The organism is Acinetobacter sp. LT1, assembly GCF_059800965.1.
Genome location: NZ_JBBAXE010000024.1, coordinates 47,656 through 64,770 on the forward strand (window position 1 = coordinate 47,656; position 17,115 = coordinate 64,770).

Sequence of the window (17,115 nt, forward strand, 5' to 3'; positions counted from 1 at the left end):
GAAAATAGTACTTTTCTTATTGGATGTAGTGGCGGCATGGATTCAATGCTGCTACTACATTTGATGTCTCAAATTTTCCCTCAAAAGATCCGAGTAATTTATATAGATCATCAACTGCAATCAAAAAGTGTAGAGTGGGGCGAACTCGTTGCTAAACAAGCGACTCGTTTAAATATTCCTTATACCATTCAAAAAGTTCAAGTTACTGACGGTAATTTGGAAGCTCAAGCACGTCAGGCACGTTATCACGCTTATCTACAACATTTACAAGCCAACGAAATTTTATTGCTTGCTCATCACCAGCAAGATCAAGCTGAAACAGTAATATTGCGTTTATTGTCGGGTGCGGGTGTTGATGGGCTTGCTGCTATGCAGTGTATTGATCATCGTGTAGATATGACAATTTGGCGCCCTTTTTTGGATTTAACCCGTGAGCAGATTGCCGAGTGGACTACTCAACTTGAAATTGAGTATATAGATGATCCTACAAATTACGATATCCATTATGATCGGGCGTGGTCGCGTGAAGAACTTTGGCCCTTCTTACAAAACCGTTTTCCAAAAATGCAGCAAGCACTTAGTCGTACCAGCTATCTGATGCAAGATGCTTCTGAAATTTTAGAAGAAGTTTTAAAAGTTGATTTGCAAAATTGTGGTACGGACGAATGTTTGGACTTAAATCAGCTATTAAAACTATCTTCTGCCCGTCAGCGTCAATTGCTTTCGGTTTGGATGAAAGGTGATGGGCAATATCGACCTGCATTTGAAATGGTTGAGCGTTTAAAAAATGAAGTAATTAATTCGAAGTCTGATGCACAAGCGGCATTACACTGGAACCAGTTTTATTATGTTCGTTATCAACATCATCTTTATAGGTTGAGTAAGCAAGTTTTTCTTGTTGAAAAATTAAATCCAGTTGAAACCGAGACAGAGCATTATTTCCAAATGGGGGAAATAGTGCATTGTGCTTCAGGATATTTTCAAATTACTCAAAAAAATATGGGTTTGTCTGCATCTTTATTAAATAAAAAATTAAAAATTATTCGACGCCAAGGTGGTGAAAAGGTCCATTTATATGGTCGTGTTGGGCAATGGCCATTAAAAAAAGCAATTCAAGAAGCACATATTTTGCCTTGGCTTCGTCATACAATTCAAATATTAGTCATAGATAATGTTATGCTTGGGGTTTTTACACCGAAAGGATTTTGGTTGGCTCAGTCTCCGTATTGTGAGCAAGGAGGATGGCAACCAGATTTAATTTCTTATTCTTGTAATCTGGTAAATGGCGAAGATGGTTATGACAAGTGCAGTAAATAGTAATATCTGTTTTATTGGTGGTGGTAATATGGCCCAAGCTTTGATTGGTGGGCTCATTTCAAGAGGTTTACCGCCAACACGTATTACCGTTTCAGATCCTGTTGAGCAAATACGTCAATTATTGCAAGAAAAAGAAGTCCATGTGACACAAGATAATGTAGCTGCAATTAAAAATGCTGATGTCGTTGTACTGGCAGTAAAACCACAAGTTTTGGCGACTGTTTTACGTCCTTTAAAAGGACTGTTATCAGATAAATTGGTTATTTCAATTATTGCTGGTGCTGAAATTCAAACGATATCAAACTTAATTGATAGCAATCGAATTGTTCGAGTTATGCCAAATACGCCAGCTCTAGTTCAGACGGGTGCGCATGGTATCTATGCAAATGATGTAGTAGGTACTTCGGATCGTGAATTAACAAGTCAGATTTTAGCAGCCACAGGCTTAACAATTTGGGTAAACTCCGAAGCTCAAATTGATGCGGTAACAGCGGTTTCTGGCTCAGGTCCTGCATATTTCTTCTATCTCATGGAAAGTATGATCCGTGCGGGTAAAAATTTAGGACTTGATGAAAAAGTTGCAACTGCGTTGACTCTTCAAACGGCATTAGGTGCAGCTCAAATGGCAATTACGAGTTCAAACACTCCTTCTGAACTTCGTAAGAATGTGACATCGCCAAATGGCACAACTCAAGCTGCACTTGAAGTTTTTGACCGTGCACAAATCTCCCAAAATATTCAATCTGCATTGGCTGCTGCACAGAAGCGTAGTCAAGAATTGGCTCAAGAATTGAGTGACAGTGCGAAATAGCTTAAATAGGATAAGACAACTATGGGTGCAAATTCTGCGCTAATTTTTGGAATTTTAATTAATGTCGCGATTTTATTGGTCTTTTTCCGTTTTTTAATGCAATTGGCGGCAGTAAGTCCTTATAATCCTGTGGTTTTATCGACCGTAAAGGCGACTAAAATTGTTGATATTTTTGGCCGAATTTTTCCGACGGTCGCAAAAGGCCGATTTAATTTGGCTGCGTTGGTTCTTTTAATTATTTTATATTTGCTGAAAATTTTTGGCGTGATGTATCTTTCTGGTTCTATGCCAAATAGTCCGGTTCACTTAGTGATTCTGACATTTGTGACTATGATTCAGGACCTGATCCGTTTCTGCCGTTATTTAATTTTCGCGACAATTATTTTGAGTTGGGTGGTTATGTTCACTCAATCGCGTTCACCTTATATTGAAGTGATTCAAGATTTAGCTGAACCATTACTCGCACCATTCCGTCGTTTATTGCCTAATATGGGAATGATTGACTTATCTCCAATTTTGGCCTTTTTAGCGCTTTATATTGCCGAGATCTTAATGAATGAAGTTGCAAAAGTTCTTTTAACAGGACTTTAACTTAACGCAATAAAAAAAGGGCTGTTAATACAGCCCTTTTTTTATTTCTATTAATTAATGGGCATCATCCCAGTTTTGCCCTTGCCCAACTTCAACAACTAAAGGTACAGAAATTTTTACTACAGATTCCATGACAGTCGCGATTTGCTTAGAGAGCTCCTCGGCAATGTTTTGATCTGCTTCAAATACTAATTCATCGTGTACTTGAAGAAGTAACTTGGCTTGATCTTTTGGCAAGATTTTATCGACTTCAATCATTGCGAGTTTAATGATATCAGCAGCACTACCTTGTAAAGGCGCATTAATTGCAGCACGTTCAGCAGCCTTACGTACCATTACATTTCGTGCATCAATATCAGGTGTATAAAGACGACGACCTAAAATAGTTTCAACAAAACCTTGCTCTGATGCAACTTGACGTGTGCGTTGCATATATTCATAGATGCCAGGATAGCGTTGGAAATATTGCTTAATATAGTTTTGCGATTCTTGACGTGTAAAGCCTAATTGACGAATCAAACCAAACTCAGACATACCATAAAGTAGGCCAAAGTTAACTGCTTTCGCTTGACGGCGTTGGTCATTGGTCACATCTTCGATAGCAATACCCAATACTTCTGCAGCAGTACGGCGGTGAACATCTTGTCCGTGCTGGAACGCATGTACTAACGCATCATCTTGAGAAAAATGAGCCATTAAACGTAATTCAATTTGCGAGTAATCGGCAGCCAATAATACTCGACCTTCTGGCGCAATGAATGCTTTACGAATTTGGCGCCCAATTTGTCTACGAATTGGAATATTTTGTAAGTTAGGATCTGAAGAGGAGAGGCGACCTGTTGCTGTAAGTGCTTGGTGATAACTTGTATGTACACGATGCGTGTCGTTATGAGATTGCTCAACTAGACGATCAGTATAGGTACTTTTTAGCTTTGCTAAACCGCGATGCTCTAGAATAATTTCCGCTAAAGGATGTTCAATTTTTTCTAAAACACTTTCACTGGTGCTGTATTGTCCAGTTGCAGTTTTTTTACCGCCTTTGATTCCTAATTTATCAAATAGGATTTCACCTACTTGTTTAGGAGATGCAATATTAAAAGTTTCATCTGCAATTTCCATCGCTTGATTTTCAAGCCCTTCCATCGTTTTTGCAAATTCAACGCTTAATTTATCTAAGAAGGCATGATCTAGACGAATACCATCTTCTTCCATACCCGATAAAATACGGGCAACTGGCATTTCGATGTTATATAAAATATTTTCTAGCTCAGGAAATGGCTTAAGTTTGTTTGAAAGCACTTCATACAAACGATAGGTCACATGTGCATCTTCTGCTGCATAGTGAGCAGCAACTTCAATCTCAATTTGATTGAAAGTCTTTTGTTTAGCACCCTTACCAGCAATTTGTTCAAAAGTGGTGGTTAAGTGGCTTAAGTAGACACGAGCTACGTCATCCATGCCGTGACGAGTGGCTGCTGCATTTAATACATAAGATGCAAGCATGCTATCGAAATACCAGCCTTTAAGTTCTATGCCATGATTGGCAAAGATATGGGCATCATATTTAAGGTGATGCCCAATTTTTTTAACTGCTTCATTTTCTAGCACAGGCTTAATTTGAACCAGAATTTGATCACGATCTAGTTGCTGCGGCACATTTTCATAATTATGCGCTAATGGAACATAGTAGGCATCTTTCGCATCAAATGCGATTGAAAAACCAACCATCTCTGCAATACGGTAATCAAGGCTTGTAGTTTCTGTATCAATAGCAAAATGATCGGCATTTTGCATGCGTTGCCAGAGCTGATCCCATGCTTCTTGAGTTAAAACAGTATGATAATTTGCAGTTCCAAGCTGGTCATCTTGACTAGTTAAGCTTGCTTGATCTTCGGTTTCTATAGATTCAGCAGGTTTAACTTCATTTTGCACAATAGTCTGTGAAGCTTGTTGTTTATAGCTTGAGCTATTTGGATTGTTTGGATGATCAAGCGACTGTAATTGGTTTCTAAACTCAAGCTCAGTATAAAGATTACGTAGAGCTTCTACATTTGGATCAGTAAGTTTTAACTCATGCCAATCGAGTTCTAAAGGAAGATCACAGACGATACTAGCTAACTGGTGGTCAAGCTTAATATTGTCTAAGTTATCTTTAATATTTTGGCTAAGTTTGCCTTTAAGTTGGTCTGCATTGGCAATAATATTGTCTAAAGTGCCATATTCAGTTAGTAACTTAGCTGCTGTTTTTGCACCTACGCCAGGTACACCCATGATGCCATCAGACGCATCACCCATAAGGGTTAAGTAATCAATAATTTGATTTGGCCAAACACCAAATTTTTCAAATACCCCGTCGGTATCCATTACGCGGTCTTTGAAGCTGTCTTCTAATTTTACATGGTCATTGACGAGCTGAGCCATGTCTTTATCTCCGGTTGAGATAAGTACATGATGGCCTTCGAGTACGGCACGTTTAGCGAGCGTACCGATAATATCATCTGCCTCTGCACCTGGAAGACTATATAAAGGAATCCCTTGAGCTTTAATCAATGCATGCAAATACGGAATCTGTTGAGATAACTCTTCCGGCATGGTCGGGCGATCACCTTTATAAATAGGTGAAAGCTTGTGGCGGAAAGTTGGCTCAGGCGTATCAAAAATGACGGCCATATGTGTTGGCTGCATACGGCGCATTAATTTTTGAATGGCAGAAATTGCCCCACGTATTGCATTGGTATGTAACCCTGTAGAGGTCGTCAATGGTGGTAATGCATGATATGCACGAAATAAAAAATAGGACCCATCAACCAAGACAAATGGTGGCATTGAACAATTCCTTAATCTGAATTACGGGTATTTTACGTGAAAACGGCTATGAATGCAGGTTTATGATTTTTGCAGTATTTTGTATGTATAAATATACGCTTGTATTGGCTTGAAGTAAGATGACCTGTAATGAAGGTGTCATATTGCTAAGCCCATGTATAAAAAAGACAAACAGGGAATGATCATTGTTTTGATCGCTTTGACTTTGTTTTTAGCCATTTCAATTGGTTTTAAATTTCAGAGTGCCGTTGTTGCTTTATCTATTGCACTTACTGTCATTCTAGTTGAATTACTGTCAAATCTACATGAGCGTTTAACTCATTTAGAACAGCAGTTTTCTCAGCAGAAAACGCCACTTTATTCTATTCACATGCAAAGAACAGTGATTTATGCAGCAGCCTTGGTTGCATTAGTTGCTTATATAAATCATTGGATGTGGATTGCGGGTGGGGCTTTACTGGTTTTATTACTATGTTTGATTCAAACCATCAGTGCATTTCATACTCGACTATTATACCTTGAGTCAGCAAAACAAACTGTTCATGTAAATGAGACCATACAAACAGAAGTTATAAATCCTGTAATAGAACAAGTTAGTGCCAGCAATACGGACACGCTAGTCCCAGCGGAAATGGCAACTTTCAATCAAACAGAACAACCAACCCATGTACAAACCGCATGGTGGCAACCAGCCGTGGATTGGATGATTCATGGCAATCCAATCTTAAGAGTTGCTGTTGCTGTGCTTATGGTTGGGGTGGTGTTGTTATTACGTTTTGCAAGTGAGCATTGGCAACTTAGTTTAGGTGTGAAACTTGGATTTATTGCGATTGCTGGAGGTGTGTTAACGGCATTTGGGTATACATTGCAAAAGAAAAATCAGCTTTTTGCTGTGGCATTGCAAGGTGTCGGGCTGGCTGTTGTATTCCTGACACTTGTGTTCTCACATCATTTTGGTGTAATTGCCAACCTAACTACAGCGAGTATTCTGTTTACGATCTTATTGGCTATTACGGTATTCCTGAGTTTAAAACAACAAGCTATTTATTTGGCAATTTTAGCACTCGGCATGGCCTATGCAGCCCCTTTAGTTATTCCGCAATATCGTCCTGATGTAACCTTCCTATTTAGCTACTACTTAGTAATTAACTTGGCCGTTGCTGCGGTTAATTTTATTCAGCCTTGGAAAATCTTAAATCAAATTGCTTTCTTTGCCACAATGTTTATTGGTGGTAGTGCAATCGCATTTTATGCAGAACCCGCAAAATTTAATACATTAGACTGGATTTTGTGGTGCCATATAGCGCTGTTTATTTGGCTTAGTGTTCGTTATAGCCAAAATATAGCTCGGACTTCAGCACATGAAAAACAAGAAGGGATTCGTTTACCTCCGCTCTTAGATGTTGGTCTTATTTTTAGTGTGCCAGTACTGGGCTTTACCCTTCATGCCTACTTAGTACATGAGTCTACACAAGCCTTGACGATTGGTGCAGCCGTCTTGGCGGGTACCTATGCAGTATTAACGTTCTGGATTAAAAAAACTCATCCTCAGCTTTCGGTCCTTGCAAAAAGCTTTTTCATTCTCGCGGTTGCATTTTTTGCCTTAATTTTCCCGCTTGCAAAAGGAGCACATTGGACAGCAATTGGTTGGGTTGCTCAAGGTACGGCTTTAATTGTGTGGGGAGTAACTGAGCGCTACCGTTTAAGCCGATATATTGGTGTAGTTTTAGTTTTACTTAGCTCTATTGCACTGTTTTATCAAGTGTGGGCAAATGAAGAGTTCCCAACGCTAAGCACAAGCATCTATGCAATTGCTCAATTTATTTCTGCCTTTTATTTATTGCAATACAACAGTAAAGAGCAACGCTATTTTAGCGCAAGCATGTTTAGTAGCATTTTCTTGTGTTTAGGGATGTATGCAGGTGCTGTAGCTGGTGTAGAAATAATGACATGGTATCATCATTCTTTGAGTCCATATTTGATGTTCGCCGTAGTTCTAATAGCAATATTTAGTGCAATCGTTCACTATAAACTTCGTGTGCAATGGCAAAGTTTGCAGTTAATTTTAATTAGCCTGTTACTGTTGTTAGTTTTGGGTGAAGCGTTTGCGAGTCAAGTGTTTACGTTGTTTAAATGGGTAGACTCATTACAACAAACTACTTTCTTAGTCGCTACCATTATTCTAAGTGCCTTATTTCTTATGGCTCAACCGCAGTCGGATGAGTCTGGGTACTTAAATGTCTGGGCTGGTTTAAGCTGGTTGGCGTTAGCAGTAGTTGGTTTGGCGATCTTTCCAAAAATGCCAGTTGTTGCTCTGGCTTTTATCCCTGTGGTTTATTCGCTTTGGGTGTATAAGGCTCATAAAACTGCATTGTTACATCAAATTCCGGTTTGGTGTTTAAGCTTAATTTGGTTGCTAGTTGTGAGCGTTGATAGCCACTCTGCTGAGTACCTTTATTTTGTTCCTTTATTTAACTTAACTGATTTTCTTTCTATTGTAGTATTTGCAGGTCTGCTCTTTATTATTTATCAACATGCTTTTGAGCAAGATAAATCACTAGAGTGGACTTTTAAAATTACAACAATTTTAGCTGGGTTATTGGTATTCAGTAGTGTGGTCGTTAGGGGCTTACATCATTACTGGGGGACACCACTATGGAGCTTAGCAATTTGGACGAATGGTGAAGTGCAGTTAAGTTTGACATTGCTTTGGGTCATTTTGGCATTTGTATTAACTACATTCTCAAGCCGTAAAATGATTCGTCAACTCTGGTTTGTAGGTGCTGCACTTTTAGGTATTGTGGTATTAAAGTTGATTTTGCTTGATCTATCACAAAGTGCGACATTAACCCGAGTCATTTCGTTTATTGGAGCAGGTGGAGTAATGTTAATTATTGCTTATCTTGCGCCATTACCCCCGTCGTCTACCGCGCAGAAGAATCAAGAGCCTAAGCTTTAGGCTCTCGTTTTAACTCTTTTTGATTGCTATATTGATCGATATCGTCTTCAGCAAAACCGGTAGACGGCCGATCAATCAAGCCCATTTTAGGAACAGGAATTTCAATTCGGTTATCTAAAAATCCATTTCTGATTCGTTCTTGCATTTCATCTCGAACTTTTAAAGAGTTTTCTTGTCGACACCACATTGTGAATAAAAGCTCAATTGATGACTCCCTGAATGCGGTAACCGTAACTGCGGGTTTTGGATCATCCAGTACAAGTGGATAATGAGCTGCTACATTCAGTAGAACCTCACGGACTTTAATAATATCTTCGTGAAAGTTGATTGCGAGCGTAATTGGGATACGTCGTATCGGATATTTAGACAAGTTGTGTACAGGCGCACGAATAAGCTGTTCATTCGGCAAACGAATATAGACATTGTCGAGTGTAAGTAATTTTACCGAAAGCAAATCAATTGAAATGACTTCGCCTTCAATTGTATTACCACGAATGAGAGTAATCTGGATCGTATCACCGACTTCAAATGAACCCTCACCAATCAAAAATAAACCACTAATCAAGTTACTGGCAGATGTTTGCGATGCAAAACCGAGTGCTACAGTTAAAATCCCTGCTGCACCGAGGAATACACTAAGTTTGAACCCAGCTTCTTTCAAACTCGTCATGATGAAGAGTAAGAAAATGAAATAAAAAATACCACGGCGCCATACAAGGCGTTGGTGAGCATTAAAACGTGAGCCAATGGTTCTAATAAACGTATTGGAAATAATACGGGCAAGAACAAAGCCAATGAAACACAGTACAACAGCGACTAAAATTTCACTAATACGTTCGGTATTGATATTGGTAAATATGCTTTTGAGGCTATCAGCGATATCTTTTGGAATATTTGAATCAGCCATATAAACCTCTTAAAAGAATGAATCAAACATATTGAATAATGCTCCACCAGGTGAACGTGGTGGGTGAACATAGGTCACTTCACCAGCAAGAGGTGGCGTACGATTTTCAATACGAATACGTGCCGGACGATCAGAACCCTCATAATAAACTTTAATTTGTGAAGTCCATAAACGACCTGTACTTTCACTATAAAAAAGAGGAAGGGCGGTAACTGGCACATTCATACGATCAAAGCGTAATTGATGATTACTTGTGTTGTGAAAGTCGATTGGAGTAACAGCACGGAAAGCGCGTGGTGTTAATAGATTCAAATCAGTACGGCCATCCACGGAAGTGGCATAACAGATTTCACCTTGCTGTGCATTAGGACCAAACCACGTATCTTTAGGCTGAATCACGGGAATCTCAAACAAAGGTTCATGCTGACTTTCAACTAAGCCTGCAATCCATAATGGTGTGCTGATATATAGAGTCCCACGTTGACCTGCTGGAATGTAAATAGGATCAACAGGTTTTATGACCACAGAACGATCTGCCAGACGTGGCATCAGTAAAAATTCTGGATTAGTCTTTCGAAACATGTAACGTTCTACTTGAACCGTATGCGGAAAGGCAAAATGTGGATCGGCAATTGGGTGCCAATCTTGTTCATTATCATCTTGGAGAGATGGACGATAATATTCGATGCGCCATTCTTTTATGCCACGTGTTAAACGAAAGAGCATTGAACCGAATTGCCATGCTTTGGACTGGTTAATTTCAAAGTGCTGTTCACCCCACCATTTTAAAGAATTCTGGGGGCGAGGCTGATATTCATTATTTTCAAACAAGACGCAAAATTCCTCTACCGAGTTGTTAAACAGACTTCACGCTGTAATCTGCTTAGAGTACACTCAAAATCATCTTACTCATCATTATAAATTGTGATGCAAATATTGAAACAAATACAAGTTCCATATAGTTTTGCCAAGCGTCATGGTGTTTTATTTCGTTATGACGGTGATCAGGTATTTATTATTAGACGACAAAACACTGAAAAAATTGCATTACAGGAAGCAAGACGCATCTTGGGTAAGCCAGCTCATTATCAATTATGTACTGAACAAGAATTTAATACGCTCTTAAGTACGAGTTACGCAGGTGATACAGGGGAATCACAACAAGTTGCAGCTGGTTTAGAAGATCATCCGGATTTATTGAGTTTGGCCGATCAGGTTCCTGAAACAGAAGATTTGATGGACCAAGAAGATGACGCACCTATTGTTCGTCTGATCAATGCACTTCTCTCTGAAGCAATTCGAGTAGGGGCTTCTGATATTCATATTGAAGCTTTTGAAAAGAAACTATCTGTACGATTACGTGTAGATGGCCAATTGCGTGAGATTGTACAGCCACGCCGTGAATTGGCGCCTTTACTGGTTTCGCGTATTAAAGTTATGGCGAAGCTCGATATTGCTGAAAAACGTGTACCACAAGATGGTCGTATTTCTTTACGTCTTGCAGGCCGTGAAGTGGATGTGCGTGTTTCAACTTTGCCATCGTCACATGGTGAAAGGGTCGTTATGCGTTTGCTTGATAAACAAGCGGGCCGACTCAACATGACTCACTTGGGTTTAATGGCTAATGACTATGAGCGTTTAACTCAGTTAGTACATCGTCCCCACGGTATTATTTTGGTCACAGGGCCTACTGGCTCGGGGAAAACGACCACCTTATATGCAGCCTTATCTGATCTAAATGACAATACCCGTAATATCTTAACTGCTGAAGATCCAATCGAATATCAACTCGAAGGTATTGGTCAAACACAAGTGAATACCAAAGTGGATATGACATTTGCTCGTGCTTTAAAAGCAATGTTACGTCAAGATCCAGATGTGGTGATGGTGGGGGAGATTCGTGATTTAGAAACTGCTGAAATTGCAGTTCAAGCATCTTTAACAGGACATTTAGTTTTATCAACACTACATACCAATACAGCTATTGGTGCAGTTACTCGACTTAAAGATATGGGGATTGAACCCTTCTTATTATCAAGTTCTTTAATTGGGGTGATTGCTCAACGTTTGGTTCGTACTTTATGTCCACATTGTATGACATGGCGTGAAGCAGATACTTTTGAGAAACAGGTTTTTCAGCATATTAATAATGAACCGTTGTTGCAGTTACCTGAAGCTAAAGGGTGCGATCATTGTTCACATTTAGGTTTTAATGGACGTACAGCGATTTATGAAATCGTACCAGTTGATGAACCTATGCGCCGTCTGATTCATGGTAACGCAGCTGAATATGAATTAGAAAATCATGCTCGTGAGTATTCAGGTTCTATTCGTGACGATGGTTTGCGCAAAGTACTTACAGGTAAAACTACACTCGAAGAAGTACTTCGCGTAACCAATGAGGCAAGTGAAGCATAATATTTAAGATGTAAAAAATGCCCGATTTGATTCGGGCATTTTTTAAATATCAAAACTTATTCAGTCACAATATTAAACGTCACATCAATATTATTGCGAGTTGCATTTGAATATGGGCAAACAATATGAGCTGCTGCAACTAACTTTTCAGCTTCTTCACGATCCATACCCACTAAGTAAACATTTAAAGTCGCTTCGATGCTAAAACCTGTAGGAATTGGACCAATACCTACTTCACCTTCTACATAAGCGTCTTTGCTAATGTTAAATTTATCGCGGTTTGCAACAAATTTTAAAGCACCTAAAAAGCATGCTGAATAACCAGCTGCGAATAGTTGCTCTGGATTTGTTACAGCACCACCAGCGCCACCCATTTCTTTAGGTACACCAAGTTGTACATCTAATACGCCGTCTGATGAAGTCGCACGGCCATCACGACCACCGGTTGCTTTAGCTTTTGCACGATAAACAACTTTTTCTAATGACATCGTTTTTATTCCTAAAATAAATTGAATACAAATATATCGTACACGACTTAATTATTTTGACAAGTATATTTTTTAAAAAAATTGCTGTTTATTTGACTAAGTTTGTACGGAGTTTAGTAAGTTGATCTTTAAGGCCGAGTAGTGTTGTCATATCACATGAACTTGCTTCTAATACGCCTGATGGAATATGGATTGCTTGATCTTTTAATTTTTTTCCTTCATCACTTAGCGTAATAATCACTTGTCTCTCATCTTGAGTTGAACGGGTACGATGAAGTAAATGCGAGGCTTCTAACTTTTTCAAGATAGGAGTGAGGGTAGATGATTCTAAAAAAAGTTTAGCTCCAATTTCTGAAACAGTCACTTCATCCTGCTCCCATAACACTAACATCACTAAATATTGGGGATAGGTAATGCCCAAAGGTGCTAGAAGTTTTCTGTAGAGTTGATTAAGCGCTAAATTCGTTGAATAAATGAGGAAACATAATTGATTCTCAAGCTTTAAGTTTTGACAGTCTTGGTCCATATCTTCCTCAAAGAAACTAGTATTGCTTTTGTAGTATATCGCGTTCTATTCAGTTTCTTAAATGTTCATCAGAATAGTTTATGAATAAAACAAATGAGCGCACATAAAAAATGGAATAATTAGATCAATTATTCCATAAGATAAAAATATTTTAGAACACTGTATTTACCACAAATCTGCAATCTTTTTCATTAAACGCGCACGATACTTCGCAGTAGGATTATTTGCATTACGTTGCTGCTCTTGTTCATAAAAATCTTGCCATGCAGTAATCATTTCAAGCGTAGTTCCTTGTTTTTTAATTACAGAAACATCTGCTGGCTGAATATTTTCTAAACGTTGTCTTGCACCTTCTGCGCCTGTACCCCAACCAATAATTCTTTGGCCAAAAGCGGGCAAGGGGATATTTTTAGGAGTTTCTGGAAGAATATCTGATTTGAGCTGTGCAGTAGGCGAAACAAAATGGTTTGTTGTACCAAGCTCTGCATAACAATGAATATTTGCCCCCAAGCAAAAAATGCTAAATAAGTATTTCCACATGAATAATTAAACTTTTAATAATGAATCAATTTACGGTGAGTCATGAGAGGCATTGAAGAGCGGACGAGTTCTTGTGCTGTTAAATCAAAGGGTACAGTGATTAAACCACTCCCTTCATATCCAATCATACTTAAAATTTGACCACGACTATCTGTTGCCCCAGAGTGTCCCCAGGTTTGTCGTTTTTCACCATGCCAGCCCTGTTGTGCTGCGCCTAAAACATAACATTGGCTATCCATTGCCCGAGCTTGTAGCAAAAGCTGCCAGTGCATTTGTCCAGTTGTATAAGTAAATGCAGCAGGGGCAGTAAGAATATGAGCGCCTTGTTGTCTCAGAGTTAGAGCAAGCTCTGGAAAACGTAAGTCATAACATACCATTAAGCCAATATTGCCAAAAGGGGTAGATGTGACTACTACGTCTGTTCCAGGTTCAAAGAAACGAGACTCTTGATAACCACCGACAGCATCACCCACTTGTACATCAAATAAATGGATCTTGTCATAACGTGCTTCTGTACGCTCAGGGCTAATACAAAGACTAACCGTCCGGACTCGACCATCTTGAATGGTAGATCCATCTGGACGAAATGGGCATGGTAAGGTACCGGCCACAATCCAGATTTGATATTGATGTGCTAGTTTCTCAAGCCGTTGTTGAATAGACTCAAATTGCTCAGCTGTTTCGCGTTGTTTTCCAGCTGCAAAACATACAAAGTTTTCGGGGAAAACAATCAGGCTAGCATTTTGCGCCTTACTTTGTTGAATCAACGACTCAATGACTTGAAAATTATTTTCAATATCATCTTGAGAGTTCATTTGAGCAACAGAAATAAGGGTCATATTCTAATAATCCGGCTTAATGATTAAAGTCAGGCATTTTGCTTATCTGATACCTGTTCAAGCGTATCTTGTTCTTTCTGTAACTGCTTCACAAGTGGCTCAAACATATTCTGATTGTTTGCATTGAGTTTCATCAATGTCTTATGTGCATCCAGAACTGTTCTTAGCATTGCATTATGAGTGATCTGTTCATCAGTTAACGTTAATGTGCAAACGTTGGGATCGCCACAGTAATTCAAAATGACAAAAACCTGCCCTAGCCCCATACTGTTGGCTAAGGTTGTGATATCTGGATTGGTAGATAGCATCACAGCTTGAATATGATGAGTTTGTTTAAGCTTTAAACCTAGCTTAGCTAGGATGCCTAACACCGTACTATCAATAAATGTTGTTTGGGTTAAATCAACGATTGCACCAACAACATTCTCTTGCTGTTCAATTCTGTTTAAAAGTTTGTCTAGACTTATACAAGAATGGGCTCGCACTTCACCAATAAGTTTGAAAATATGCGTTCCATTTAAACTTGCATATTCAACATGACCTGTTGACATATAAATGCCATTTTCAGAGAAGGATAGAAAAATTATCACATAGTGCCATCGCAGACTCAAGAGTCCTTAAGTCGTATATTATGTAATTAATTGATTTGTAAATTAATTCATTCGACAAAGACTGAAAATGGCAATGTCATCAGCCACATGATCGGGTGCTTGGAATGATTGATTTTGCAAATGATGAACCAATTGTTGGAACTGATCATTTAACCCACCATCAAAAGGTTCAAGTGCTCCATCTGAGCAAACAATGAAGCGTGCTTGATGATTTAATGTACAAACATGCTCTTCAACTTCGAGTTCATCAGTCAAGCCTAATGGGAAACTACTTGTTGTTAAAATTTTTGGAGCTTGATTTGGTTCAAAAATGATAGGAGGAGGGTAGTGCCCAGCACTTGACCAGCGAAGTGTATGTGTTTCAAGGTTTAAAATACCCACCACAATCGTAATGTGCTTTTCAATATTCTCTTGAACCAACATTCCATTTAATTTTTTTATTAATTGTCTTGGGGTTTTAGAGCGGCCATGGAAAGCTGCCATCCAAGAAGTTAATAAACTACTGGTCACACCATGTCCTGAAACATCGGCAAGATAAAATAAAACTTCCTTATCGTTTAATTTCCAGTAGTCATACCAATCACCAGAAAGATAAGCTGAAGGCTGAAAGAAAGTTTCGACTTGATAATTTAATAAATCAATTGGATTAGGTAATAGTCTTTTTTGTAGTTCAGCAGCTGAAGGTAAATCACGACTATCTTGATTACGTTTATATTGAGCATCGATTCTTGATAATGCTTTATTTAAATCGTTAGGTAGTTGATTCCATACCCAACCTGCAAGAGCACCCGCTTCCCAAGCTTGAGCTAAAGCACTACCTTCATGTTCAAAAGCAATGACAATCGTTGGTAAATTCCATTTATATGTCAGGAAATCTTGTACATCTGCTATTGCAATGATGGTTGGATCATATAAATCTAAATCATCTATGTTAATGACTTGTAAGCCTGGCAATTTATCCAAAGCTTGCTCTAAATAAGGGATAGAGCGTGTCGGTTTAATAAAATACATAGAAGAGATGGTAGTCCTTTTATATGATCACTTTATTCATCATAGAGTATGTTTGATCAAAATCAAGGTATTGCCCAACTCTTATCCGGGCAATACCTCGATTTCATCTTTTAAGGGTTTTGATTCTCATCTGGTGTATCTTCTGAGTCATCATCAATGAAAGATACATCAGCTGAGTCGCCCTTTTTCTCTGCAATTTGGAATGCTTTACGTTGCAGATATAAATCTCGAATCATGGCATATTGATCACCTTGTAAGGTCTGATCTAGGTCTAGATATTGAGCGCGTGTATCAACCGCTTGTAACATATTACTTGACCAATAAAGACCCTCTTGATCATCCATAACATATTTCTGTGGACGTGCTTGGGCGTCTACTGCTAAACCAAAACCATCACGTAAGGTACTTGGCCCGAAAAAAGGCAACATCAGGAATGGGCCAGAAGGAACACCATAGTAACCAAGAGTTACACCAAAATTCTCTTCTTCAGTCGGTAAACCTAAACGGCTGGCAGGGTCAGCTAATCCAAGAGTCGTTAATGTATTAATTGTAAAGCGACCTATGGTTTTTGCTGCACGACCAGGGCGACCTTGAATAAGCTGGTTAACAGCATTCCAAGGTTCTCCAAGATTTTTACGGAACTGACGATAAGAACCACGGACATCTTCTGGAGTCTTTTCTCTATATTGCACAGCAACTGGGCGTAAAAAATTTCGATCCAACATGTCGTTAAATGAGTAAATTGGACGATTTAATGATTGTAATGGGTCTTTTACAGGATCTGGTTGTGCTGCATTCGCATTAATTTTTAAATCTTTAACTTTAATATTTTTTAAATCTTTAATAATTTGTGAGCGCGTATGAGTCGGTGCTGTTTCTTCTAGTGAGCTAGCATCAGAAGATTCACTTATAGTATTTTCTTGAGCATATAGAGAGGTACAAACACCTACAGATAATACGCTTAGTAAAATTAAATTAGAATAATTCATATAATTCCTTAACCGCCAGCCAGGCTAATACTAAAATGTGCAGTTGGGTGGAGATATGTTTTAATACAAAATTGATAACCTATTATCAATGTAAAATTGATCAAATAATATAGATAAAATGCTAAAAAGCTTAAAAAGTATCCAGTTGATGATATTGATTTAAAAAAAAGGTTGCAAAGGGGATGAGATGGTCTATAATGCACATCCATCGGCGGTGATGCAGATAGAAACTTGTTGAAAAACAGTTACTTGTGATTAAGTTGGTTGCTTTAAGTGATGAAT

The 17,115-nt window shown here is 38.7% G+C and carries 15 protein-coding genes; 5 read left to right on the forward strand and 10 right to left on the reverse strand.

Annotation, left to right across the window (positions count from 1 at the left end):
• Positions 1-36 precede the first annotated feature (36 nt).
• Genes tilS through WBW42_RS17885 form a run of 3 tightly spaced genes read left to right on the forward strand, consistent with a single transcriptional unit; the run spans position 37 to position 2,719 of the window.
• Entirely contained in the window at positions 37-1,317 is a 1,281-nt protein-coding gene (gene tilS, locus WBW42_RS17875; protein WP_017482375.1) for a tRNA lysidine(34) synthetase TilS, read from the forward strand.
• Entirely contained in the window at positions 1,292-2,128 is an 837-nt protein-coding gene (gene proC / locus WBW42_RS17880) for a pyrroline-5-carboxylate reductase (protein ID WP_005804294.1), read from the forward strand. Before tilS ends, proC begins: the two co-directional genes overlap by 26 nt.
• Before the next feature lie 21 nt (positions 2,129-2,149).
• On the forward strand, positions 2,150-2,719 hold the full coding sequence (locus WBW42_RS17885; RefSeq protein WP_000501183.1) for a YggT family protein: 570 nt from the start codon (positions 2,150-2,152) through the stop codon (positions 2,717-2,719).
• Between the two features lie 54 nt (positions 2,720-2,773).
• Here WBW42_RS17885 and polA read toward each other — a convergent pair whose 3' ends face one another.
• Positions 2,774-5,545, reverse strand: a complete 2,772-nt coding sequence (gene polA, locus WBW42_RS17890; RefSeq protein ID WP_032057505.1) for a DNA polymerase I — start codon at positions 5,543-5,545, stop codon at positions 2,774-2,776.
• A 154-nt stretch (positions 5,546-5,699) separates the two neighbouring features.
• Between polA and WBW42_RS17895 the strand changes: the two genes are divergently transcribed.
• Complete coding sequence (locus WBW42_RS17895; protein WP_032057504.1) at positions 5,700-8,504, forward strand: DUF2339 domain-containing protein; 2,805 nt, start codon at positions 5,700-5,702, stop codon at positions 8,502-8,504.
• On the opposite strand, the gene WBW42_RS17900 is transcribed toward WBW42_RS17895, so the two are convergent.
• Together WBW42_RS17900 and WBW42_RS17905 are read right to left on the reverse strand one after the other, a co-directional pair.
• The gene (locus WBW42_RS17900) at positions 8,494-9,411 is read right to left on the reverse strand and encodes a mechanosensitive ion channel family protein (protein WP_005066312.1); all 918 of its coding nucleotides are present in this window, start codon (positions 9,409-9,411) and stop codon (positions 8,494-8,496) included. The genes WBW42_RS17895 and WBW42_RS17900 overlap by 11 nt on opposite strands.
• A gap of 9 nt (positions 9,412-9,420) precedes the next feature.
• A complete protein-coding gene (locus WBW42_RS17905) occupies positions 9,421-10,242 on the reverse strand; it encodes a DUF432 domain-containing protein (RefSeq protein ID WP_002117309.1) in 822 nt (273 codons plus the stop codon).
• A gap of 96 nt (positions 10,243-10,338) precedes the next feature.
• Between WBW42_RS17905 and gspE the strand changes: the two genes are divergently transcribed.
• Complete coding sequence (gene gspE, locus WBW42_RS17910) at positions 10,339-11,829, forward strand: type II secretion system ATPase GspE (RefSeq protein ID WP_005066314.1); 1,491 nt, start codon at positions 10,339-10,341, stop codon at positions 11,827-11,829.
• Positions 11,830-11,885: 56 nt separating this feature from the next.
• On the opposite strand, the gene WBW42_RS17915 is transcribed toward gspE, so the two are convergent.
• The 7 genes from WBW42_RS17915 to WBW42_RS17945 all read right to left on the reverse strand — a co-directional run bounded on the left by WBW42_RS17915 (position 11,886) and on the right by WBW42_RS17945 (position 16,833).
• On the reverse strand, positions 11,886-12,317 hold the full coding sequence (locus WBW42_RS17915; RefSeq protein WP_005066315.1) for an organic hydroperoxide resistance protein: 432 nt from the start codon (positions 12,315-12,317) through the stop codon (positions 11,886-11,888).
• Between the two features lie 88 nt (positions 12,318-12,405).
• Entirely contained in the window at positions 12,406-12,843 is a 438-nt protein-coding gene (locus WBW42_RS17920; protein ID WP_005804299.1) for a MarR family winged helix-turn-helix transcriptional regulator, read from the reverse strand.
• A 165-nt stretch (positions 12,844-13,008) separates the two neighbouring features.
• On the reverse strand, positions 13,009-13,383 hold the full coding sequence (locus WBW42_RS17925; protein ID WP_005066318.1) for a DUF4951 domain-containing protein: 375 nt from the start codon (positions 13,381-13,383) through the stop codon (positions 13,009-13,011).
• Between the two features lie 14 nt (positions 13,384-13,397).
• Positions 13,398-14,222 (reverse strand): carbon-nitrogen hydrolase family protein, encoded by an 825-nt coding sequence (locus WBW42_RS17930; RefSeq protein WP_005066320.1) that lies wholly within the window; start codon positions 14,220-14,222, stop codon positions 13,398-13,400.
• 29 nt (positions 14,223-14,251) lie between these two features.
• On the reverse strand, positions 14,252-14,773 hold the full coding sequence (gene gigB, locus WBW42_RS17935; RefSeq protein ID WP_002117273.1) for an anti-anti-sigma factor GigB: 522 nt from the start codon (positions 14,771-14,773) through the stop codon (positions 14,252-14,254).
• Between the two features lie 102 nt (positions 14,774-14,875).
• Positions 14,876-15,844, reverse strand: a complete 969-nt coding sequence (gene gigA / locus WBW42_RS17940; protein ID WP_002117221.1) for an RsbU family protein phosphatase GigA — start codon at positions 15,842-15,844, stop codon at positions 14,876-14,878.
• 110 nt (positions 15,845-15,954) lie between these two features.
• Positions 15,955-16,833, reverse strand: coding sequence for an MlaA family lipoprotein (locus tag WBW42_RS17945; RefSeq protein ID WP_002117157.1), 879 nt, complete (start codon positions 16,831-16,833; stop codon positions 15,955-15,957).
• Positions 16,834-17,115 lie beyond the last annotated feature (282 nt).